We start from the raw sequence: 22,404 nt of genomic DNA, 5'->3' as shown, positions 1-22,404 counted from the left end.
ATGCTCAGGCACAGTCATCGGCTCCCCGGCACGGGAATTTCCCACCGGGCGCGCGCCACCGCCCAGTAGCTGCACGCCTTAGTAAATGCCGCCCTCGGCCGCCATGAAGTCATTATCACGCTGCGTGCCGCTGACACCCTGGACAGGTGCGGCGCGAGTCTTCGATCCGGAGGCCTGCCGACGCTTCTGGCGCTCGGTTCGCTGGGCGATTTCTTCGGTACGGATGGTGCGCTTGGGCTCCGTCTCCGGCTTGAAAGCTTCCCAGATCACCGCATCCATCGGCCCGCCTTCGGGCCATGCGCCATAGACGCGGCGGCCCGAGCGGCGATCGATCCGCACCATGCGCACGCCATCGGGCGCCGTGAAGGGCCGCGCGGGCATGTCTTCGAACGCCTTCTGCGCGAACTGCTTGAAGATCGGCGCAGCAAGCCGCCCGCCCTGCGCATAGCCTCCAAGGCTACGCGGCTGATCGAAACCCATATAGACGCCTGCGACAAGGTCCGGCGATCCGCCGATGAACCAGACATTGGTGGGGCCTGTCGTGGTGCCGGTCTTGCCAAACAGCGGGCGGTTCAGATCGCGCAGCACGGTAGCAGTGCCGCGCTGGACCACGCCCTCGAGCATATGGACCACTTGATAGGCGGTTACCGGGTCCATCAGCTGTTTGCCGTCCGGGGTGAAGCGCGGCATCGGCTGGCCATTCCAGTCGTCGGCGTTACAGCCCTTGCACGCCTTCCAGTTCTTCGGCCAGATCACCTTTCCGCTACGATCCTGCGCGAAGTCTATCACGGTAGGATCCAGCTTGCGGCCGTGGTTCACGAGCATCGAAAAGGCGTTCACCATTTTCTCGACGGTGGTGTCGCCCGCGCCCAGGGCAAAAGAAAGGTAGGGCTTATAATCGCCGATCCCCATTGTCTTGATGGTTTTCACCACATTGGGCATGCCGGTGTCGTTGGCCGCGCGAACGGTCATCAGGTTGCGCGATTGCTCCAGGCCCCAGCGCATGGTGTGCGCGCCCGATCCGCCCGCATTGCCGAAATTGCGGAAGCATTTCTGGCCCAGCGCCGCGCCCTGGTAGACGCAGAACGTGCCATCGACGATCATCGTAGCGGGCGTCATCCCCTGATCGATTGCCGAGGCATAAACGAACGGCTTGATGGTCGAACCGGGCTGGCGCATCGCCTGCGTCGCGCGATTGAAGCTCGACAGGCGATTGTCGAAGCCGCCCTGCATTGCGAAGATACGGCCCGATGTGGGTTCCTCCACCACCATACCGCCGCCCACTTCGGGAATTTTGCGCACGGCCCAGCTGCTGCCGTTCGGCGCGGCGGCGGTCAGCATGCCCGGTTCCATCGCTGCGGGCACCCCGGTTAGCGTCGCCCGGCTGCCGTCGCTGAAGCCGATCTCATCACTGCCCAGATAGACGCCGATGCGCCAATCCTTGTAATCTGTGCTCTTGCCGGACGATGAGAGCTGCGAGGCCCAGTTACCCTCGGCCAAATCGATCGTGCCGATATTGTTCTTCCACGGCTTGCCTGCGTCGTAACGCTGCAGTCCATCGCGCAGCGCCTCGGTCGTCCATTCCTGATATTGCGGATTGAACGAACTGCGCACCCACAGGCCGCCGGCATAGACGCTGTAGGGGCCGTTCTCGGCGGTTTCGCCGAACCGGTCGATCAGGCGGCGGCGCACTTCCTCTACGAAATAACCGCCTTCGGATGCGAACTGGTTGCCCTGCCGCGCTATGGTGCCGAGCGGCATGGCAACGGCTTGGGCGTACTGCGCGTCCGTAATCCAGCCATTGCTGCGCATCTCGCCCAGCGCCCAATTGCGCCGCTCGATCGCCCGCTGTTCGTTATTTTCAGGTCGATAGTTGCTCGGCCCCTTGGGCAGGATGGCAAGATAGGCGATCTCGTTCAGCGCCAGCTGGTCCACATCCTTGCCGAAATAGGCCTGCGCTGCCGCCTGCACGCCATAAGCGTTCCGCCCAAGGTAAATCTCGTTAAGGTACAGCTCCAGGATTTGCTGTTTGGTGAGGACATCCTCCATCCGGAAGGCGAGGATCGCCTCCTTCAGCTTGCGGGTGTAGCTATATTCGTTGGTCAGCAGGATGTTCTTGGCGACCTGCTGCGTGATAGTGGACGCACCACGCGCGCGGCCAGACGAGGTGACGTTATCCAGCATCGCCGACGCGATGCCCGGATAATCGAGCCCGCCATGTTCGAAAAATGTGCGGTCTTCCGCTGCCAGATAGGCGCGCACGAGGAGCGGCGGGAAATCGGCATATTGCAGCTGCACCCGCCGTTCGCGGGCGTAGCTGTGGAACGGCTCCCCGTTCACATCGCGGACGATGGTGGGCAGCGGCGGCTCATATTCCAGCAGCGCATTGGCGTCAGGCAGCCCACGCGCAAAGAAGAACCACAGCGCGACGAGGCCCAGAATGCCGAGCAGGCCCAGATAGATCAGGTAACGCAGCCAGCGGTTCTGCCAGATCCTGGACAGCATGCCGCCCGCGTCACGGCGCAGGCGATAGGCGAAATTGGGTGTGTCGGCCTCTTCCATCAGGCGGTTCGTCTACCAGCTTTCCCCATATGTGCCAGCCCTGTGCGGCAAATTGCAGGCCGCAGCGTTACGCGAGCGCTTGTGGGGAAATCAGCAACCCGGACCGTCCGCCCCCAGCGGCTCAGCGCATGGCGAGCTTCTTGGCGAAATGCACCTGAACCGCCGATGAAATCCCGCTGGCCACTTTCCTCTGGCCCTCGGCGGAAGCGAGGAAGGCGACATCGTCCGCATTGGTAAGATAGCCGGTTTCGAACAGCACGGAGGGCGTGTCCGGCGCTTTCAGCACGACGAAGCTGGCAAAGCGGTGCGCATGCTGCTTCACCTTCATGTTCTGCTTGGCCTCACGCGCCAGCAACTGAGCAAAATCACTCGACACGTTCATGGTCTCGCGCTGCGTCAGGTCGATCAGGATTGAAGAAAGATCGTCACCGGCAACGCCCAGATTAATACCGTTGATGATATCCGCCTTGTTCTCGCGCGCTGCCAGCTTCTGTGCCTCCCGATCGGACGCCACTTCGGACAGGGTATAAACGGTGGCTCCCGTGGCCTCCTCGTTCTCCGCGCTGTCCGCGTGGATCGATATGAACAGGTCCGCCCCAAGTTTGCGGGCAATGGCATAGCGATTCTGCAGCACGATGAAGCTGTCGTCGTCCCGCGTCAGCGCCACGCGTGCCTGACCGCTTTTGACCAGCTCGTCGCGCACCCGCTTTGCGATGGCCAGCGTGACGTCCTTTTCGCGCTGGCCGCCAAAGGGGCTGATCGCGCCCGGATCATGGCCGCCATGCCCCGCATCGATCACCACCAGCGGCAGGCGCGGATCGTCGCGGCCGTAGATCTTCGGCAGGTTGCCGCTGGAACGCGGACGGGCCAGTTTCATCGAGACACTGTAGCCGCGGTGCTCAGGAGCACGGCGCGCCATGGCGGGCGCGAGAATGGATTGCCGACCAAGGCCGAGCAGCCGCGCAAACTCCGCCGCGTTCGCCTTGGCCAGTTCGATGGTCAGACTGCGCCCATCCGCCGCGAAACGCAGGTCCGACACGGTTACCGGCCGGTCGAGATCCAACACGATACGCGCGGTGTCGGCATCGAATTGCCCGCCGCGCAAGTGACCGAAAGCAAGGTCGCGGGCACCGAGATCGTCCGCACTGGCGCCATCGATGTCGATCGCGAGCCGGTCAGGCCCCTCCAGCCCGAAGATGGAGGCGCTTTCCACCTGATCGTCAAACTGGACGACCAGCGAGCCTCCTTCGGCGCGGATGTCGGTTACCCGGCTTGCATGAGCGGGCCAGACGGCAAACAGCAGCGAGAGGAACAGCGCGGCCATAGCCCCCCTATGACGGCTTTGCCGCCGAAGCGTCCACAAGTTTCTCCGATGCACCCTGCTGACCCCGCTGGCTTGACCGCCGCTGTCACACGCGGCGCCAACGGGATAAGGGACAAGGTGCTTAGGCGGAGTTGGCGAACGCGGTTAGCGATCAGGCTTAATCGCAAAGGTTAATGAATTCGCACCACTTAATTCCAACGCCTCACAAGCCCTTAACGGCCGCTCTCGCATCCAAATAAGTTGCGATATCCACAAGGCGATGCTAGCCATCGTCCCGACCCGGTCTCCTGGACATTTTCCCGGCCACCGGCATCAAGCGGCACTTTTTCCGCCGCGACCAATCAGGTTGACGCTGCATGAGGCATCAAATTCGGACATACGCCGCCTCCCAAGGGACGCGCGGCGCATGGCAGGCGGGCTATGCCCCCCGATCGGATTTCGCCTGCGCCACGCGCGCAGGAAATGCCGCTGCGGCAGAAGCATTTCTTACACAAACGCGCCGGACGACGGAGCCTCTGTTCCGTCCCTCCGGCCTCAAGCCTATCGGCAGAGCCGCGCCCGTTGCAGACCGCGCCCGCCCTGCCCGGAGAACATTACATGACGACGCGTATGCTGATCGACGCGCGCCACCGGGAAGAGACCCGTGTCGCCGTCGTCAAAGGAAACCGGATCGAGGAATTTGATTTCGAATCCGCAGAGCACGAACAGCTCAAGGGAAATATCTATCTAGCCAAGGTCACACGGGTCGAACCGTCGCTGCAAGCGGCGTTTATCGACTATGGCGGCAATCGCCACGGCTTCCTGGCCTTTTCCGAAATCCACCCTGATTACTATCAGATCCCCAAGGAAGATCGCGACCGCCTCCTCGCCGAGGAGGCAGAGGCCGCCGAGGAAGAAGCCGCAGCGCGCGAGGCCGAGGATCTGGACGCCGAAGCCGACGAGCATTCGGGCGACGATGAAAACGGCCTTGATGAGCCGGAGCTGGTTGAGGTCGACAAGGACACTTCGGTCGACACGATCGACGTCGATGAAGGGGAATTGCCCGATCTCGATGGCGAAGATGCTTCTGACGATGGCGACGACGACCATGGCGATAAAGGCAATGGTCGCGGGCGCGGCAGGGGTCGTGGGCGCGGCCGCAAGGGCGGTGGTCGTTCGTCAGCTGCCAAGGCTAGCGACGCCGCGCGTGCAAAGCGCCAGGAACTACGCCGTCGCTACAAAATCCAGGATGTCATCCATCGCCGTCAGGTGCTGCTTGTCCAGGTCGTAAAGGAGGAACGCGGCAACAAGGGTGCGGCCCTTACCACTTATCTGTCGCTTGCCGGGCGTTACTGCGTCCTGATGCCCAACACCTCCCACGGTGGCGGCATCAGCCGCAAAATCTCGTCCGCTTCGGACCGCAAGCGCCTGAAGTCTATCGTCGATGAGCTGAACCTGCCGCGCAGCATGGGCTGCATCGTGCGCACCGCGGGTCTTTCGCGCACCAAGCCGGAGATCAAGCGAGACTTCGATTATCTCGCCCGCCTGTGGGACGAAATCCGCGAGCGTACGCTGAGGGGCTCCGCGCCCGCGCTCATCCATTCCGACAGCGCGCTCATCAAGCGTGCAATCCGCGACATCTACAGCCGTGAGATCGACGAAGTGATGGTCGAGGGCGAGGATGGCTACAAGTCGGCCAAGTCCTTCATGAAACTGCTGATGCCGAGCCATGCGCGCAAAGTGAAGCAATATGCCGATCCGGTGCCGCTGTTCCAGCGCCACGGCGTGGAAGACCAGCTGTCCGCGATGTACAATCCGGTCGTGCAGCTGAAATCGGGCGGCTATATCGTCATCAACCCGACCGAGGCGTTGGTGTCGATCGACATCAACTCCGGGCGCTCCACCAAGGAGCACGGGATCGAGCAGACCGCGCTGTCCACCAACATGGAAGCGGCGAAAGAAATCGCACGTCAGCTGCGCCTGCGCGACATGGCCGGTCTCGTCGTGATCGACTTCATCGACATGGAGAAGCATAGCAACAGCCGGAAGGTTGAGCGGTGCCTCAAGGAATCGCTCAAGAACGACCGGGCGCGCATCCAGGTCGGTCGGATTTCCAGCTTCGGCCTGATGGAAATGAGCCGCCAGCGCCTGCGCACCGGCGTGCTCGAGGCTTCGACCCGCGAATGTCCGCATTGCGAAGGAACCGGGCTGGTGCGCACCGCATCGTCCGCCGGCCTCACCGCGCTGCGCCACATCGAGGAGGAAGCCGCCAAGGGCAAGGGCCGCGAAATCGCGCTGCGTGCCAGCCAGGAAGCCACGATCTACGTGCTCAACGCCAAACGCGCGGAGCTCGCCGAAATCGAAGAGCGCTACGGCGTCTCGATCGAGATCCTGCCCAACAGCGAGGCTGAAGGCGCGAAGATGACCGTCAGTAGTTCGGGCGGTAAACCCGAAAAGCAGGTCGCCTTCGAACCGATCATCGACGAGGAAGACATCGCCGAAGACGTGATCGACGAGCGCGATGACGACGAGGAGGAGGCCGAAGAGCGTCCCCGCCGTCAACAGCGCAATCGCGATCGCGAGGAGCGCTCCGAGGAGGACGAGGACGGCAAGCCCAAGCGCAAGCGGCGCCGTCGTGGACGCCGTGGCGGCCGCGGTCGCAAGCGCGAGGACGAAAATGGCGAGCAGGGTGCTGAAGGCCAGGCCGTCGACGGTTCCTCCGCGAAGGACGAGCCCGAAACCGCTGCTTCTGAAAACGCCGCCGAAGCCGCTGGCACAGAAGAGGAGGCCAAGCCCAAGGCCCGCCGTGGACGCCGTCGCAAGACTGCCGAGCAGGGCGATGACAGCAGCGACGCTAGCGAGGCCAAGGACGATAAGTCCGACGAGGCGGATGCGCAGGATGTGAAGTCCGAAGACGAGGCGCCGAAGAAGCGCACACGTCGCCGCTCTACCAAGGCCAAAGCGACCGAGGAAGCCAAGAGCGAAGACGGTGCAGCCGAGAAGGACGGGAGCTCCGAAAAGTCGGATGCTGCCGAAGATGGGAAGTTCGAGGAAAAGCCGAAGCCCAAGCGTCGCTCGCGCGCCAAAAAGGCGGATAGCGAGAAGACGGACGACGCGCCTGCCGAGGAAGCCGGAGCTGCGAAGCCGAAGCGTCGCTCACGTGCCAAAAAGGCCGAAGCTACCGACGCGCCCGAACCGGCCATCGAAGCCGTCGAGCATAAGGAAAAGGCCCCGGCCGAAGCCGGCGACGCTGGCAGCGAAAAGTCGCGTGCCGAAACCGAAGTTGAGGGCACTGACGCGTCTTCATCCGAGACGGAGAGCAAGGCGGATGACGGCCCGCCACGGCGCGGCTGGTGGCAGCGTACTTTCGGTTGATCGGTTGACCTGTAAGAAGCGCGCGGCGATGATCCGGTTCATGACCGGTTCGCCGCGCGCTTCATTTGGCATTCAGGGCTTGACCGCCAGGACTTCCGTCATGGCTCGCATCGCGCTCGCGTTACTCCTGTCCCTGGTTATCGCGATCCGCCCCGCGGCGGCGCAAAGCGTGCTGCGCGACGCCGAAACCGAGGCGTTTTTCAGGGAAATCAGCGAACCGATCATTCGCGGAGCAGGCCTGAAGCCCGCCAATGTCGAGATTCTGCTGGTCGGCGACCAATCCATCAATGCGTTCACCGCGGGCGGACAGACGGTGTATATCAATGCCGGCCTGATTGCCGAAGCCGATACCGCGAATGAAGTTCAGGGCGTCATCGCACACGAGTTGGGTCATGTCGTCGGCGGCCATGCGATGCGCATCGGCGACGGTGCCAGCACCGCAACCGGCATCTCCATCGGCTCACTCCTGCTCGGCGCGCTAGCCACGCTTGCCGGAGCGGGCGATGCAGGAATGGGCATCATGATGGCCGGACAGCGGGCGGCAATGGGCAAGTTTCTCGCCTATACCCGCGTTCAGGAAACCGTCGCCGACTCGAGCGGCGCGGAATATCTGTCCAAAGCCGGTATCAGCGGGCGCGGCTCAATCGACTTTTTCAAAAAGCTGCAGAGCTACGAATTCCGTATCGGCGTGCCGCAGGATGACGATTCCGAATTCGTTCGCAGCCACCCGCTGTCCGGCAATCGTATCCAGTTTCTGAAGGATATTTACGAAAAGGACCCGGCCTGGGAAACGCCGCTCAATCCGAAATGGGAGCGCGATTTCCAGCGCGTGAAGGCCAAGCTCGAAGGCTATATGGCACGGCCCGAGGAGACTCAGCGCGACTATCCGGAAAGCGATCAGAGCGTTTCCGCCCATTATGCGCGTGCTTACGCCTGGCATAAAGCCGCCTATCCCCAAAAGGCCGAAGCCGAAGCACGGCAGCTGATCGCGAGCGATCCGGACGATCCTTATTTTCACGAGCTTTACGGCCAGATCCTGCTCGAATCGGGCAAACCGGCAGAAGCCCTCGGCCCGCTGCGTAAAGCGGTGGCGGGATCGGACAACAACCCGCTGATCGCTGCGCTGCTCGGTCATGCGCTGGTAGCGACCGAGGATCGAAAGAATCTGGCCGAAGCGGAGGATGTGCTGAAATCCGCTGTGGTGCGGGACAATCGCAATCCTTTCGCCTGGTACCAGCTGGGCGTGGTGTACGAACAACGCGGCGACGAAGCGCGGGCCGCGCTCGCCAGCGCGGAGCGTGATCTGATGACCGGCTCACCCGATCTGGCGCTGCGCCATTCGGACCGGGCGATGAATGGTCTGCCGGATTACACGCCGGACTGGCTTCGCGCGCAAGACATTCGCCTGATCGCCGAGGCCCAGTTGGAAGACGACAAGAAGCGTCGCCGCTGAGCCGCGCTGGACAGCCGGTCCGCGCCTGATAGGATATGTCCGCATGATCAACAGTGCCAAGCCCGCAACGCGTAATCCTCTGCTCTACGTCATGCTGGGCGGTTGCCTTCTGGCTTTGGCAGCGGCGCTTTATCTGACATTTTCCGCCGATGCGCGGTCAGCTTCTGCCAGCGACAACTCCGATCCGGTGGCTGCAGCGGACAGCGCCGTGCGAACCGCCAATATCAGCCAGAACGAGCGCCGGGCGATGGAAGCCATCGTGCGCGAATATATCCTGACCCATCCGGAGATCATTCCAGAGGCGGTCGACGTGCTGCAGAAGCGCGATACGCAGGGTCGACTCGCAGGGAGCCGCTCGGCCATCGAAACCCCCTTCCCCGGCGCGGTCGCCGGCAATCCGAACGGCAGTCAGGTGCTCGTCGAATTCTTTGATTATGCCTGCGGCTTTTGCCGGGCGAGCCTGCCGGACCTCAACCGCATTATCGCAGAGAATAACGACGTGAAGGTTGTCTTCCGGGAGTTTCCGATCCTCGGAGAAGGCAGCCAGAAAGCGGCGCGCATGGCGCTGGCGGCTGCCGAACAGGGCAAATATCGCGCGTTCCACGACGCGATGTTCGCCGCCGGCAAACCCACGGATCAGAACATCGCCGCAGCGGCGCAGGCGGCCGGGCTTGATATGGCGCGGGCACAAAAGGTCGCGGGATCAGACGCGGTGACGCAGGAGCTGCAGAAGAACTTCCAGCTCGCCCAGAGCGTCGGGTTCAACGGTACGCCGACCTGGGTGACCGGCGATCACGTGCTGGAAGGCGCTGTGGGCTATGACGCGCTGAACGAGGCAATCACAAGCCCCTCCTGATGCGAGCCGTTCAAGGCCTCAGCTCTTTCGGCCTTTCGCGACAACATACCATTCGACGGAGCCCTTGCGGCTGGCGGGTGGCTTTGCGTGTTTGACGGACATGAAATTCCGCTTCAGCTCGGTCAACAACGTCTGATCCGATCCCCCGGCAAAGGATTTGGATAGAAACGAGCCGCCCGGCTCCAGATTTTCGATCGCGAACTCCGCCGCCGCTTCCACCAGGCCCATCGTACGCAGGTGATCGGTCTGCTTGTGGCCGGTGGTGTTGGCCGCCATGTCGCTGATGACGAGGTCGGGCGGACCGCCCAGGGCGTCGATCAGCAGGCCTGGCGCGGCGTCATCCATGAAATCCATTTCGAACAGCGTGACGCCTTCAATCGGATCGACCGGTAACAGATCGATGCCGACGATCGCTGCCTTGGGATGGTGCTTGCGGATCACCTGTGCCCAGCCGCCCGGCGCGATACCCAGATCGACCACGCGGCGCGCGCCCTTCAGCAGGGCGAACTTTTCGTCCAGTTCGATAAGCTTATAGGCCGCCCGGCTGCGATAGCCCTCGGCTTTTGCGCGCTTCACATAAGGATCGTCGAGCTGGCGTTGCAGCCAGCGGGTCGATTGGGCGCTGCGCTTGCGGGCGGTACGGACGCGTTCCTTGGTCATGACGGACGGTTCGTCTCGCCGGCCATCAATGTGCGCAGGATGCCTTCGCGAATGCCCCTATCCGCCACCCCGAGCCGTGCAGTGGGCCAGATTTCCAATATAGTCTCCAGGATCGCACAGCCTGCCACCACAAGATCGGCACGCTCACGCCCAATGCAGGCCAGCTTCGCGCGCTCTTCCGGAGACATACCGGAAAGGCGCGTACAAATCTGCTGTAGCGATTCGGACGGGACGATAAGACCGTCGATCTTGTTGCGGTCATAGCTCGGCAGCTCGAGATGCAGGCTGGCGAGCGTCGTCACCGTACCGGAGGTACCGAGCAGACGGTGATTGCCTCCCTTGGGAAGCCGAGCCGCAAAATCGGCAAAACTTTCCCTCACGCGCGCTTTCATCCGCTCATAAGCGGCGAGGCGCCCTTCGCGGGTCGGCTCGTTCGGCATCTCACTTTCATAGAGCGAAACCACACCCCAGGGCGCGCTTTTCCAATCCATGATTTCCGGCACCGGGCTTTCGGTCGATACCAGCACGAGTTCGGTCGAGCCGCCCCCGATGTCGAAAATGAGCGCCGGGCCTTCGCCGGGCTCGAGCAGCACATGGCAGCCGAGCACCGCTAGACGCGCCTCTTCCTGCGCGGTGATAATATCGAGCCGGATGCCGGTTTCTTCCTGAACCCGATCGATGAAGTTCTGGCCGTTGGAGGCACGTCTGCAGGCCTCAGTAGCCACCGACCGCGCGAGCGTGACATTGCGGCGCCGCAGTTTTTCGGAGCACACGCTCAGCGCGCTCAATGCCCGCTCGATCGCCGCGTCGCTTAGCACGCCGGACGAGGCCAGCCCCTCGCCGAGGCGTACCACGCGCGAAAAAGCGTCGATCACCACGAAGCCATCCGCGGATGGCTTGGCGATCAGCAGCCTACAATTGTTCGTGCCCAGATCCAGCGCGGCATAGGCCCGCCGGGCCGGCCAACGCGATGTCGATGCGGCGCGCCTTGCACCGCCTTTGGTTTTCCCTGCGTCCGCACCGCCGCGCTTGGCCCTGCGACCCTTTTTTTCCACGCGACCGGTTTGCGGCGCGGGCGTCATAGCTTCGCCCATGCCGTATCTACTTTTTTCTCGCCGAACGGCAGATGCCGCCGGAACCTGGCGCCAAGTCTATGCCGAATCGGACGGACAAACAAGCCGCCGCCCTGAGGATGTCGATTTCGACGCTCACGAGGCTTGACTCGGCCCCGGCTCGATTCTATTCGGCCCACCCTATTCCCCTGTCCTCTAATGGTAAGAGAGCGGACTCTGACTCCGTCAATCGAGGTTCGAGTCCTCGCGGGGGATCCATTCACATCTCCAGAACTAGTAATGCGCAAATCCATAGCGGTGCATTGGATGGCAAGTTTCGTCGACTGCAGGGCTCGGCTCAGCGCAATTTCAACGATAGTTCGGGTATTTTGAAAATTAACTCTAAGTAGACGCAACCAAGCCAAACAACGGTGCGTTAGAGTTTTGAATGCAATCGTCCCAACTCTCCCGAGGAGTAACTATGTCCAAATTCATACTTGCCGCGGCTGCCGCCGCTTCCATGGTCGCAACGCCGGTGCTTGCTGCCAGCACTTCTGCTGACGCACTTTCCGTTCAGCGCTCTGGTGCAGCTACGAGTGAAGTTTCTGAACTCAGCGCGCCGGGTTCGACGATCGGCCTCATCCTTTTCGCAGCGATCATCGCTGGCGGTATCTATCTTGCTGTAGATGGCGACAACGATAGCCCGCCTGTCAGCCCCTGATAGGCTTTGCGATTATAGAATTGGAAAGGCCGCGCTTCGTCGCGGCCTTTTTTTAGTACAAACCAGGTGTTTCGCGCTGCGGCGCGCTGGGCATTCGCGGAGTGAGCAGCTTCATCTGACCGAGCGCGACTTGCTGAGTGCCTCCAAGCGTTGTCGTACCCGCACGCGATGTCGACGCCGTGCTGATCGGCGTACAGGTCACCCGGCCCGCAAGGAAATCCAGTGCCTGCTTGGTTGACGCTTCACGCGGATCACCCATCTGAAAGCTGATATCGTCAGCTGCGACGCAAGTTGTCTTCATCACATTGGCAAGACCATTGTAGTAATCGCCTTGTCGGTCGGCATTTTCCGTGCGCAGCGCCACTACACGCAATCGATCGTCGCATTGCGGCCTGTCACGCGCGATCTGCCCCACCGGCTTACCGTAAGTGTTCGTGCCGATTAGCGCAGCATTTGTCCCGAGATAAGGGATGAACGAATTCATCAGCAGCTCGCTCGCAGACGCGGTGCCACCCCGGCCGATAAAGGCAATTTTCATGGGCGCGATCGATTGAGGTTGCGGCTTGAAGTTTGTTTGTTGATTGTTGTTCGACAGGCTGGCGCGATATGTCGTGTAAGTGAAGACGTCAGATCCACTGCGTCCACCACCCAACAAATTTCCAAAAGTTTCAGCAACAAAAATCAGGCCACCGCCATTATATCGAAGATCGACCACGATGTCGTTGATGCCCTGACTGCGGAATTCCGCAAAAGCCTCGGTGAGCGGCTGCTCGGCGTTCTCGATGAACGTTCGCAAATTAACATAGGCTACCTTGCGACCGCCATCGTTAATGATCTTCGCGCCATAGCGTGATGAAACTGCTTTCAGACTGTACTCTGACTTCGTGACTTGCACGACAGTCTCTGGTCCATCCGTTTTCCGGATGCGATAATAACGGCTGACCCCTGCCTCACTCGGGCCAAGCGCGTTATTGATCCCCGCGTCTCCTTCCGTCGCGTAAATGTCAGCTACGTTGCGCAGATTGGAACTTGTGGTACCGATCGCGACAATTTCCGTTCCACGATCCATCCCGGCGGCATAAGCTGGCGCGCTTTCAAACGACTCAAGGACGTAGAGGCGCGAATCTGGTGCCAAGGCGAGACGCACGCCGATGCCGGCGTTCGACCCGCTCTGATAATAAGCGTTCTCCTCCGCGATCGAGGTAATGTGAGTGAAGTACCGGTCTTTCCCCTGCGCACGGGCAGTAGCGGTCAGGTAATCAATATAATCCTGGACCGTCGAATAGCCGGCAGGATTCCGGTTGGCCGGCAGCAAATCAGGAAACAGATAATAAGTATCCATCTCGCCTGCGACCCAGTTTTGGCGCTCGGTGACCGAACAGCCCGCCGTCGAGGTTGGCGGCGGCGGGGCCGGGGTTGGGGCGGAGGGTGGTACGGTGGCAATGTTGCCGCCGGAATCGCTACCGCCCCCACCGCAGGATGTCAGGACGGTGATGATACCAGCCAAGGCGCCGATCTGTTTACGCATAACAATTTCTCCCCCCGCTTTCCTGACGGCGGGTCAGTGACGAACCTGCCATCTCTCGCGCGGACCATGACTCTCCAAGAGGGCGGACCATATCGACGCGTTTCTGTGCTGACCATGAACAAAATGAGACTCTTCGCCGTGCCTTATCCGCTCGCTTGCCCGGCAAGCGGTGCGACCCTAAGGTAATGGACCATGCGCAGGAGTTTTGAGATGTCCGAACGGTCGACCGCGGAGCCGGTTATTTCCGCAACGGGGCTGTTCACGCCGCCTCACAGCATTTCGAACGAAGAACTCGTCGAAAGCTACAATAGCTACGCCGAGAACTGGAATGCCGCGCATGCCGACGCGATCGCAGCGGGCGATGCCGAGCCCAAGGTGCCGAGCTCCACCGAATTCATCGAGAAGGCGAGCGGCATCAAGGCGCGCTTTGTCATGGAGAAGGACAGCGTTCTCGACCCGCAGATCATGGCACCGCGGTGGCCCGAGCGCAGCAATGAGGAGCTGTCGATCCTGGCCGAAATCGGAGTGAACGCAGCACGGCAGGCGCTTGAGCGCGCGGGACGCGAGCCGCAGGATGTGGACACCGTTCTGTGCGCCTGCTCCAACCTGCAACGCCCTTACCCGGCGATGGCAGTGGAGATTCAGGACGCGCTGGGAATGGGCGATGGCTTCGGGTTCGACATGAATGTCGCCTGCTCCTCGGCCACCTTTGGCATCCAGACAGCTGCGGATTATATTCGCGCCGGCCACGCCCGTTCGGTCTTGGTCGTCAGTCCCGAAATCACGTCCGGGCACCTGAATTGGAAGGACCGCGACAGTCACTTCATTTTCGGTGATGTTGCCACCGCAGTACTGGTGGAGGCGGCGGACATAGCCCCATCGCCGCACTGGCAGATTCTTGGAACGCGGCTGAAAACCGTCTTCTCGAACAATATCCGCAACAACTTCGGCTTTTTAAACCGCACTGCTCCCGAAACCCGGGACGAAGACGATAAGTTGTTCGTCCAGGAGGGCCGTAAGGTTTTCAAGGAAGTTGTGCCGATGGTAAGCGCCATGATCGCGGATCAAATGGCCGAGCTCGGTCTGGAGGGTGCCGATATGCGGCGCCTTTGGCTGCACCAAGCCAACGCCAATATGAACCGGCTAATTGCACACAAGGTTTTGGGGCATGAAGCCAGCGCCGATGAAAGCCCCACTGTGCTGGATCGCTATGCCAACACCAGCAGCGCAGGCTCGATCATCGCATTCCACGAACATTCCGATGATCTTGAAGTCGGTGATACAGGCCTGATCTGTTCATTCGGCGCCGGCTACAGCGCCGGCACCGTGTTTGTTCGCAAGGTTAGCTGAAATGGGGGTTTAGGGCTGCGTGCTGCTGGCCGGGTCCGATCCGTCCATGCTGTCCTCTAACCCTTCTTCCAGATTCTCTTCATCACGCGGCGCATTCTTGGCTTCGCCGTCATCCTTGTCGGGCTCCCCGGGGGCAACCGACATATCTTTCATGCGCTTTTCGGGGACGAGTTCGTCATCATTCTTGGCCATATCGCAAATTCCTTTCGTTCGAGAAACGGAGTGGTCCAGACGCGGTTCCGTCACCAAGGGTAGCCTCTAACCACCGCGGCAGGTGTCGCACCCCAATCGCAGCCAAAGATATACACGATAGAGAAGCGCCGTCCGCGCCGAAACACGCTCAATCCTCGCCGAGGGAGGGGAACCGGCTCACGATATGATCGAACACTGCAGGGTAGAGCGGGTTATCGAAGTGGCATCCATAATAATCGCCCTTCGTCCATGCCACCTGCGCCGCCAGCGGTGCCATGCCGGGCATGGTGAGATAAACGCGCGATTCAGGATTGATGAAGGCCAGCGAATGCATCCGGAAACCCGTGACCGATAGATCGAGCACATCGATCTTGGTCTTCCCGCCGCCAGCCTCACGAATTTCGGCGGCAATGCGCACGTCTTCCCTGCGCGTGAACCTGCTGTCAGCCGATTGGGCCCGCCTCGTTTCGCGATCTTCCATTTGCCCCGCCAAGTTGGATTGTTGGTCGCTTATAGGGCTCTTATAAAAGCGGTTCTACGCCTTGGCAAAAGCGGGAGAAAATTAGTCAGCCACCAATTCGATGGCGATATAGGCGAGCAGCGGAAGGCCGAAGCCGCACAGAGTGGCGAGCACGAAGCCGATACGGATCAATGTGGCGTCAACGCCTGACCATTGCGCGAGGCCGGAACACACGCCGAAAAGGATGGCATTGGATTTATCGAGGCGAAGGGTTTTCTGCACGAGGGATAACTTTCCTGGGAATGTGTTCCGCGGCTGCGAAAATTCGCCGGCCGCGGAAATCGGAGGGATTGGGGTGATTGCATCCATCTCAGGCAACCAGGCCGGTGGCGGGGCTGATGGCGGGAGCGACGCTCATGCTGATGGTGACGACAGCGCAAAGGCAAGCTGCGGTGACCGCCATGATGCGGGTGCGGAACTGTTCGGTCATTGGATAATCTCCTGTGTTTTTGATGTCAGCCCCGGCCATTCCGGGGCACACAAATACCGTTGCAGGAGCCGTGCCAAACCGCATTTTTGGCAGAAAACCGCCATTTCGTTCGAAATCGAAGATGAGCGCAAGATGAACGAAAACCAACTTTAGGCAAAATTCACCTAGTATTGGTTTTGCGCTTCATCTTCGGCACGCTTGCGTCGCCCTCGCCGCTCCCGCAGGAGCAATCGCCATGGCGATTACGCGTCTCAGCTTGACCGATTTCCGCAATCATTCGCGGCTGGAGATCGCCGCGCGCGCCGGGTTCGTCTTGCTTACCGGCCCCAATGGCGCAGGCAAAACCAATGTTCTGGAAGCGATATCGATGCTTTCGCCCGGGCGGGGTCTCCGCCGCGCGCCGCTCTCCGCCATGGCGCGCGAGGGTGGGCCGGGCAATTTTTCCGTCTTCGCCGCATTGGACCAAGCCGATCTGGGCGTAGGGACCGAACCAGGATCGCCGGATCGGAAAAAGGTGCGGATCAATGGTGCGGGCGCCAGCGCCTCCGGCCTGTCGGAGTGGCTGGCGCTGGTCTGGCTGACACCCGCAATGGACCGGCTGTTTGTCGAAGGCGCTTCCGGGCGGCGACGTTTTCTCGACCGGCTGACCTATGCGCTGGTACCCGAGCATGCTGCGGCGACGACGCGGTATGAGCGCGCGATGCGCGAGCGCAACCGGCTCCTGAATGCCGATCGCCCCGCCGATCCCAGCTGGTTCGATGCGCTGGAAGCCCAGATGGTCGAACATGGCGCTGCGATCATGCAAGCTCGCAGAGAGCTGGTCTCTCACCTTTCCGCACGTTTGACGCAGGAGCCGGAAGGGCCGTTTGCACGCCCCCTTCTTTCGCTGGACAAAAGCAGTGATGCGGATCCGGAAGCGCTTGCCGCAGCCATGCGCGCGAGCCGCCCCGCCGACCGCGCAGCCGGGCGCAGCCTCGTCGGCCCGCATCGCACCGATCTGACGGTCATCCATGCCGGCAAGGGCGTTGCCGCCGAGCGCAGTTCGACCGGAGAGCAGAAGGCGATGCTCTTGGCCATCGTGTTGGCTCATGCGGACGCGGTGGCAGAAGCGCGGGACATGCGGCCGATCCTGCTGCTCGACGAGGTTGCCGCACATCTCGACCCGGCGCGCCGCGAAGCACTTTATGACCGCCTTGCCGCGCGTGGTGGCCAGACCTGGATGACCGGAACCGAGCCGGCCCCATTTGCCGCAATTCGGGAGACCGCAACGCACATCGAACTCGCTTAACGGTTCGCTAACCTCAAGTTCTAACCATAGGGCTTAGCACGGTGTTTCCCCGAAAGCGGCAGAACCTCGCTCCATAAGAGGGACCGAGGGGCCATGCTGAAATTGCCGCGCTTACTGCTGATGCTCGTCCTGGCCTGCTGCGCCGCGCCAGCAATTGCCGAAGATGATGACGGGCTGCAGTGCGTGCCCTATGCACGCCAGGTCTCCGGCATCCAGATTTACGGCGATGCCCATACATGGTGGGGACAGGCAGCCGGTCGCTATGAGCGCGGCAGCGTGCCGCAGGTAGGCGCCGTCATGGCGTTCAGGCCTCACGGTATCATGACGCTCGGCCACGTCGCCGCCGTTAGCAAAATCGTCGATTCGCGCACCGTTCTCATTCGCCACAGCAATTGGTCGACGATCAACGGAAGACGCGGCCAGATCGAGGATGACGTTGCCGTCGTCGATGTTTCGCAGGCCAATGACTGGAGCGAAGTGCGCGTCTGGTACACGCCGATCGGCGGCCTCGGCACCACCCATTATCCGCTCGCCGGTTTCATCTACAAGGGCAAGGCCCCGAAACAGCCGAAGCGGATCGAACGCCCGCTTTTCCAGGTCGCCACGGCGGCCCCTGCGCCGCGTCGACCCAAGCCGCTGGCTCCGACGCCTGCTGCCGCGCCCGCCCCGCGGGCCGATCCGATCGGAGACCTGATCGGCTCGCTGGGTAGCTGAGGACGGTCAGTCTTCCTTTTTGGCGACCGGCGGATTGTCACCCAGATCTTCGTACCAGGCTTCTACCGGTCCGGAGAGCTTGATGGTCAGCGGCTGGCCGCGCCGATCGAGCGACTTGCCGGCCTGAACGCGCACCCAGCCTTCGGAGATGCAATATTCCTCGATATTGGTGCGCTGCTCGCCCTTGAAGCGAATACCGATGCCGCGCGAAAGCTTCTCCGCATCATGAAATTTGGAACGCGGCGAGATCGCCAGATGATCCGGTGGCACGTCTGCGCCGCTGGCGGTCTCTGCCGGCATGCTGGTGTCTTCATTAGGGGTATCGGTCATGTCCATTCCTCTGATCGCTCTGGATCGCTTGATCGTTCTGGCGCGCGCCCTAGCGCCATCCTGAAGGCCCGTCACCGTTTTTGCGGCGCTATGGTTCGAAGCAATGGCGTATCGGGGCCACTGCGGCCTTGCAAAATCCGTAGCACCCGTTATGTGCGCGCTTTCGCTTCCGTGATCGGAACACCCAGTCGCCGCCCGGCGGGCCGCTTGCCAGCCGGGTGCTTCGGGCGTATCGCGTTGGCAACAGATCAAATTGTATAAAGAGAACAGGTGCCGAGATGGCCGTACCCAAGAGAAAGACGACCCCGTCCAAGCGCGGCATGCGTCGCTCGCACGATTCGCTGAAGCCGATGGCATTCCAGGAATGCCCCAATTGCGGCGAGCTGAAGCGCCCCCACCATATGTGCGGCGAGTGCAATCATTATAACGGGCGCGAAATCCTCGCGCCGGCGTTCTGATCCGCCCGACTCCGAAAGGACGGTAATGTGCCCATGAAGCCGCGTATCGCAATCGATGCGATGGGCGGTGACGAGGGCGTGCGCGTGATGATCGCGGGCGCAGCTCTGGCACGTCACCGGCATCCCGATTTCAGCTTCCTGCTGGTCGGCGACCAAACGCGAATCGAAGCCGCGCTGGAAAACCACCCCGGGCTGCGCGCGGCCTCTGAAATTCAGCATGTCGATGGCGTCGTCGGAAGCGATGAAAAGCCGACACAGGCTATTCGCAAGGCCAAGTCCACTTCCATGGGGCAGGCGATCGAGGCGGTGAAATCAGGCGCCGCGAGCGCCGCCGTCAGCTCCGGTAACACCGGCGCGTTGATGGCGATGAGCAAGATCGCGCTGCGCACCATTCCCGGCATCGATCGCCCTGCTTTGGCCGCTCTGCTGCCGACGCTGGAAGACAATGATCTGGTCATGCTGGACCTCGGCGCGAATACCGAGGCGGATGCGCGCAACCTGGTCGAGTTCGCGGTCATGGGCGCGGCCTATAGCCGCATCCTCTACGGCTATGGTCGCCCGCGGGTGAAACTGCTCAATATCGGCACCGAAGACATGAAGGGCACCGAGGAGCTGCGCGATGCGGCCGCAGCGCTCAGCCGCGCGGATCATCTTCCGCTCCATTTTCAGGGCTTCACCGAAGCCGACAAGCTCAGCCGCGGCGAAGTCGACGTCGTGGTGAGCGATGGCTTTTCCGGAAATGTCGCGCTGAAGGCGGTCGAGGGCGCAGCACGGTTCGTGACCGATCTGCTCCGCAGCGCCTTTTCCAGCTCGGTCCGGTCCAAGATCGGTTTTCTCATTTCGCGTCCCGCGACCGAATTGCTGCGCCACCATCTCGATCCGAACAATCACAATGGCGCGGTTTTCCTGGGTCTCAACGGCATCGTGGTGAAGAGCCATGGCAGTGCCGATGCCAAGGGCGTTGCCAACGCCGTGGCCGTCGCGGCGCGGCTGGTCGAAGATTCGCTGATCGACCGGATCGGCGAAAGCCTCTCCGATATCGCGGCCGCCATCCCGAAAAAGGGCGATGTTGCATGAGCCAGCGGCGGGCCGTGATAGCGGGCACCGGCTCCGCGCTTCCGCGCACGCGCGTCTCGAATGCAGAGCTGGCGCAGCGCGTCGATACATCGGACGAATGGATTACCGAGCGGACCGGCATCAAATTCCGCCATATCGCCGAGGCGGACGAAACCACTGCGACCCTGGGTGCTGACGCCGCCCGCAAGGCGCTGGAGGCAGCGGGGATCGAAGCGAACGATATCGATCTGATCGTGCTGGCGACAGCGACGCCCGATAATACCTTCCCTGCCAGCGCCACCAAAATACAGAAAATGCTCGGCATTCGCGGCTGCGCAGCGTTCGACGTCGCGGCGGTCTGCTCCGGCTTTCTTTACGCCCTGTCGGTCGCTGAAAGCATGATTCGCGCCGGGTCGGCCAGCAAGGCTCTGGTGATCGGCTCGGAAACGTTCAGCCGTATTCTCGACTGGGAGGATCGCGGTACTTGCGTGCTGTTCGGTGACGGCGCAGGTGCAGTCGTGCTCGCCGCTGAGGAAAGCGAACGCGGCGTGCTTGCCACACGGCTTCATGCCGATGGCGAGCATGGTGAGATGCTTTATGTCGATGGCGGCCCGTCGACCACCGGCACGGTCGGCAAGCTCCGCATGAAGGGCCGGGAGGTCTTCCGTCATGCGGTCGTGAATCTTGCCGAGGTGATGACCGAAACACTGGAAGCAGCCGGTGTCGGCGCTGATCGGGTGGACTGGGTCGTCCCGCATCAGGCCAATGCCCGGATCATCGATGCCACGGTCCGCAAGCTCGGATTGCCGGCCGAGAAGGTCGTGGTCACGGTGGACCAGCATGCCAACACATCTGCCGCATCAGTCCCGCTCGCGCTCGACGTCGCGGTGCGCGATGGCCGTATCCAGCGCGGCGATCTGATCGTGCTAGAGGCAATGGGCGGCGGCTTCACCTGGGGCGCGGCGGTGGTTCGCTTCTAAATCTTTTACAGATTCGCTGCAAAGCGCTATGTTATCGCACAGAAAATCAGATGGAGACGCCGCCATGCGATCCGAAGGCACCCTGACCCGCGCCGATCTTGCAGATATATTGAACCGGCAGGTCGGTCTTTCCCGCGCTGATGCGTCGGGGATGATCGAATCGATCCTCGGCCATATTGGCGATGCGCTTCTGGGCGGTGAGAACGTCAAGATTTCCGGCTTCGGCACTTTCGTCCTGCGCGACAAGGGTGAGCGGATCGGGCGCAATCCCAAAACCGGCGTCGAAGTGCCGATCGCCCCGCGCCGCGTGCTGACGTTCCGGCCCAGCCAGCAGATGCGCAGCCGCGTGCTCGCCAATGATTAATCCGTCGGCCAACTGACGTGACCGACAAAGCCGAAGACGCGTTTCGTACCATCGGAGAAATGGCCGACGAAATCGGCGTGAAACCGCATATTCTGCGTTATTGGGAAGAGCAGTTCCCGATGCTGACGCCGCTCAAGCGCGCGGGCGGCCGCCGCCATTATCGCGCCGAGGATGCGGCGCTGGTGCGCGAGATCCGCGCGCTGTTGCAAGAACGCGGCTTCACGATCAAGGGCGCGCGCCGCCATCTCGAAGCTGCCGGCGGCTCACAAGAGGCGTCCGCTGCAACGGAAAACGACCCGGCCGAGATGGACCGGGTCGTCAAAGAATTGGAAGCTATCCGTCAGCGCCTCGAGAGCGCCCTCGACGCCAGCTGATATCCGCTATCGGCTGTTTCAGTCCGGCCGAACCCTGGATTGAAGCCGCGGATCGCGAAGTTCGCGCATCCGCTCTCCCCTTTCGCGAACGGCCTCCGCCCGCCTCGCCACGGCGGCGGCACGTGCTTCCGCGGTGCCCGCGTTTCCGCGGCGACCGGGCTGCTCTGCCCCCGCGTTAGCGCGTCGCGCCTGCCGAGCTGCGCGCGCTTGGGCAACTGCCTGGGCGCGCGCCTCTTCTACGCTGACATTGGCACCGGCAGCCACGCCGCCCTGATATCCGGCACGATCGTCCCTACGATAACGACCACGACGGTCACGATCACCATCGCCGTCGCGATCACGACCGCGCCAGCCGCGCCGGTCACCATCGCCATCCCGTCCGCGCCAGCGACGCCCGTCGCCGTCACGATCTCCGCGGCGATAATCGCCCCGGTCATAACGGCGCCGCTGATCCCTGTCGAAATCACCCCAATAGCCATCGCGCCGATAATCCCCGCGCCAGCTATTGCGCCGCTGGATCCAGTAATTTCGCTGATAATCGTTCCAGCGGTAAGGCCGGCGATAGCGATCGTAGACGTAATATCCTGAGCCTGGATAGTAATAATCACCATACCAACCCCAATAGGGATCACCGAACTGGCTGTAATTATTATACCCATAATAGCCATCATTGTAGCCGTAGCCGTCATAATAGCCGGTACCTACCGAGACTCCGGTATAAAGGCCGTCACCGTAGAGACCGGTACAAGCGCCCAGTCCAAGACTGGTGGCAGCGAGCAAGAGGGCATTGCGAACTTTGAACACGGACATTTCGACTCTCCAGATGCGCATGCTTCAA

Annotated in this window: 22 protein-coding genes and 1 tRNA gene; 13 read left to right on the top strand and 10 right to left on the bottom strand. The window is 61.8% G+C overall.

Going from position 1 to position 22,404, the window contains the following annotated elements:
- Window positions 1-78: 78 nt before the first annotated feature.
- Together H7X45_RS12570 and H7X45_RS12565 are read right to left on the bottom strand one after the other, a co-directional pair.
- A complete protein-coding gene (locus H7X45_RS12570) occupies window positions 79-2,562 on the bottom strand; it encodes a penicillin-binding protein 1A (RefSeq protein WP_187335182.1) in 2,484 nt (827 codons plus the stop codon).
- A 121-nt stretch (window positions 2,563-2,683) separates the two neighbouring features.
- Complete coding sequence (locus tag H7X45_RS12565; RefSeq protein WP_187335181.1) at window positions 2,684-3,886, bottom strand: N-acetylmuramoyl-L-alanine amidase; 1,203 nt, start codon at window positions 3,884-3,886, stop codon at window positions 2,684-2,686.
- Between the two features lie 597 nt (window positions 3,887-4,483).
- Between H7X45_RS12565 and H7X45_RS12560 the strand changes: the two genes are divergently transcribed.
- From H7X45_RS12560 to H7X45_RS12550, 3 genes are all read left to right on the top strand, one after another.
- Entirely contained in the window at window positions 4,484-7,240 is a 2,757-nt protein-coding gene (locus H7X45_RS12560; RefSeq protein WP_187335180.1) for an Rne/Rng family ribonuclease, read from the top strand.
- A 100-nt stretch (window positions 7,241-7,340) separates the two neighbouring features.
- Complete coding sequence (locus tag H7X45_RS12555) at window positions 7,341-8,693, top strand: M48 family metalloprotease (RefSeq protein ID WP_187335179.1); 1,353 nt, start codon at window positions 7,341-7,343, stop codon at window positions 8,691-8,693.
- Between the two features lie 43 nt (window positions 8,694-8,736).
- The gene (locus tag H7X45_RS12550) at window positions 8,737-9,549 is read left to right on the top strand and encodes a DsbA family protein (protein WP_246449460.1); all 813 of its coding nucleotides are present in this window, start codon (window positions 8,737-8,739) and stop codon (window positions 9,547-9,549) included.
- 18 nt (window positions 9,550-9,567) lie between these two features.
- Here the strand turns inward: H7X45_RS12550 and H7X45_RS12545 are convergent, their stop codons facing one another.
- Together H7X45_RS12545 and H7X45_RS12540 are read right to left on the bottom strand one after the other, a co-directional pair.
- Window positions 9,568-10,209, bottom strand: coding sequence for an RlmE family RNA methyltransferase (locus H7X45_RS12545; protein ID WP_187335178.1), 642 nt, complete (start codon window positions 10,207-10,209; stop codon window positions 9,568-9,570).
- A complete protein-coding gene (locus H7X45_RS12540; RefSeq protein WP_187335177.1) occupies window positions 10,206-11,303 on the bottom strand; it encodes a Ppx/GppA phosphatase family protein in 1,098 nt (365 codons plus the stop codon). The genes H7X45_RS12545 and H7X45_RS12540 overlap by 4 nt, the downstream gene beginning before the upstream one ends.
- A gap of 163 nt (window positions 11,304-11,466) precedes the next feature.
- Here H7X45_RS12540 and H7X45_RS12535 point away from each other — a divergent pair.
- Together H7X45_RS12535 and H7X45_RS12530 are read left to right on the top strand one after the other, a co-directional pair.
- Window positions 11,467-11,540, top strand: a tRNA-Gln gene (locus H7X45_RS12535).
- A gap of 202 nt (window positions 11,541-11,742) precedes the next feature.
- Window positions 11,743-11,982, top strand: coding sequence for a hypothetical protein (locus H7X45_RS12530; protein ID WP_187335176.1), 240 nt, complete (start codon window positions 11,743-11,745; stop codon window positions 11,980-11,982).
- 52 nt (window positions 11,983-12,034) lie between these two features.
- Here the strand turns inward: H7X45_RS12530 and H7X45_RS12525 are convergent, their stop codons facing one another.
- Window positions 12,035-13,510: a S41 family peptidase gene (locus tag H7X45_RS12525; RefSeq protein WP_187335175.1), complete on the bottom strand. Its 1,476-nt coding sequence runs from the start codon at window positions 13,508-13,510 to the stop codon at window positions 12,035-12,037.
- A 210-nt stretch (window positions 13,511-13,720) separates the two neighbouring features.
- Between H7X45_RS12525 and H7X45_RS12520 the strand changes: the two genes are divergently transcribed.
- The gene (locus H7X45_RS12520) at window positions 13,721-14,860 is read left to right on the top strand and encodes a beta-ketoacyl-ACP synthase III (RefSeq protein ID WP_187335174.1); all 1,140 of its coding nucleotides are present in this window, start codon (window positions 13,721-13,723) and stop codon (window positions 14,858-14,860) included.
- A gap of 9 nt (window positions 14,861-14,869) precedes the next feature.
- Here the strand turns inward: H7X45_RS12520 and H7X45_RS12515 are convergent, their stop codons facing one another.
- The 3 genes from H7X45_RS12515 to H7X45_RS12505 form a co-directional block, all read right to left on the bottom strand.
- On the bottom strand, window positions 14,870-15,052 hold the full coding sequence (locus tag H7X45_RS12515; protein ID WP_187337198.1) for a hypothetical protein: 183 nt from the start codon (window positions 15,050-15,052) through the stop codon (window positions 14,870-14,872).
- Between the two features lie 148 nt (window positions 15,053-15,200).
- The gene (locus tag H7X45_RS12510; protein WP_187335173.1) at window positions 15,201-15,533 is read right to left on the bottom strand and encodes a PilZ domain-containing protein; all 333 of its coding nucleotides are present in this window, start codon (window positions 15,531-15,533) and stop codon (window positions 15,201-15,203) included.
- An 81-nt stretch (window positions 15,534-15,614) separates the two neighbouring features.
- Complete coding sequence (locus H7X45_RS12505) at window positions 15,615-15,794, bottom strand: PspC domain-containing protein (protein WP_246449459.1); 180 nt, start codon at window positions 15,792-15,794, stop codon at window positions 15,615-15,617.
- A gap of 443 nt (window positions 15,795-16,237) precedes the next feature.
- On the opposite strand from H7X45_RS12505, the gene recF reads away from it, so the two are divergent.
- Together recF and H7X45_RS12495 are read left to right on the top strand one after the other, a co-directional pair.
- The gene (gene recF / locus H7X45_RS12500; protein ID WP_187335171.1) at window positions 16,238-17,290 is read left to right on the top strand and encodes a DNA replication/repair protein RecF; all 1,053 of its coding nucleotides are present in this window, start codon (window positions 16,238-16,240) and stop codon (window positions 17,288-17,290) included.
- Between the two features lie 93 nt (window positions 17,291-17,383).
- Complete coding sequence (locus H7X45_RS12495; protein WP_187335170.1) at window positions 17,384-18,004, top strand: CHAP domain-containing protein; 621 nt, start codon at window positions 17,384-17,386, stop codon at window positions 18,002-18,004.
- 6 nt (window positions 18,005-18,010) lie between these two features.
- Here the strand turns inward: H7X45_RS12495 and H7X45_RS12490 are convergent, their stop codons facing one another.
- On the bottom strand, window positions 18,011-18,334 hold the full coding sequence (locus tag H7X45_RS12490; protein ID WP_246449458.1) for a DUF3297 family protein: 324 nt from the start codon (window positions 18,332-18,334) through the stop codon (window positions 18,011-18,013).
- A 278-nt stretch (window positions 18,335-18,612) separates the two neighbouring features.
- On the opposite strand from H7X45_RS12490, the gene rpmF reads away from it, so the two are divergent.
- The 5 genes from rpmF to H7X45_RS12465 all read left to right on the top strand — a co-directional run bounded on the left by rpmF (window position 18,613) and on the right by H7X45_RS12465 (window position 21,566).
- Window positions 18,613-18,792 (top strand): 50S ribosomal protein L32, encoded by a 180-nt coding sequence (gene rpmF / locus H7X45_RS12485; protein ID WP_187335169.1) that lies wholly within the window; start codon window positions 18,613-18,615, stop codon window positions 18,790-18,792.
- Between the two features lie 33 nt (window positions 18,793-18,825).
- Complete coding sequence (plsX, locus tag H7X45_RS12480; protein ID WP_187335168.1) at window positions 18,826-19,869, top strand: phosphate acyltransferase PlsX; 1,044 nt, start codon at window positions 18,826-18,828, stop codon at window positions 19,867-19,869.
- A complete protein-coding gene (locus H7X45_RS12475; protein ID WP_187335167.1) occupies window positions 19,866-20,828 on the top strand; it encodes a beta-ketoacyl-ACP synthase III in 963 nt (320 codons plus the stop codon). Before plsX ends, H7X45_RS12475 begins: the two co-directional genes overlap by 4 nt.
- 64 nt (window positions 20,829-20,892) lie before the next feature.
- Entirely contained in the window at window positions 20,893-21,192 is a 300-nt protein-coding gene (locus H7X45_RS12470; protein ID WP_187335166.1) for an integration host factor subunit alpha, read from the top strand.
- Window positions 21,193-21,251: 59 nt separating this feature from the next.
- A complete protein-coding gene (locus H7X45_RS12465; protein ID WP_187335165.1) occupies window positions 21,252-21,566 on the top strand; it encodes a MerR family transcriptional regulator in 315 nt (104 codons plus the stop codon).
- A gap of 18 nt (window positions 21,567-21,584) precedes the next feature.
- Here H7X45_RS12465 and H7X45_RS12460 read toward each other — a convergent pair whose 3' ends face one another.
- On the bottom strand, window positions 21,585-22,376 hold the full coding sequence (locus H7X45_RS12460; RefSeq protein ID WP_187335164.1) for a peptidase: 792 nt from the start codon (window positions 22,374-22,376) through the stop codon (window positions 21,585-21,587).
- Between the last annotated feature and the right edge of the window lie 28 nt (window positions 22,377-22,404).

It is taken from the genome of Novosphingopyxis iocasae, from assembly GCF_014334095.1.
Lineage (GTDB): Bacteria > Pseudomonadota > Alphaproteobacteria > Sphingomonadales > Sphingomonadaceae > Novosphingopyxis > Novosphingopyxis iocasae.
The sequence above is the reverse complement of the archived record's forward strand: the minus strand, read 5'-3'. Positions and strand labels throughout refer to the sequence as shown.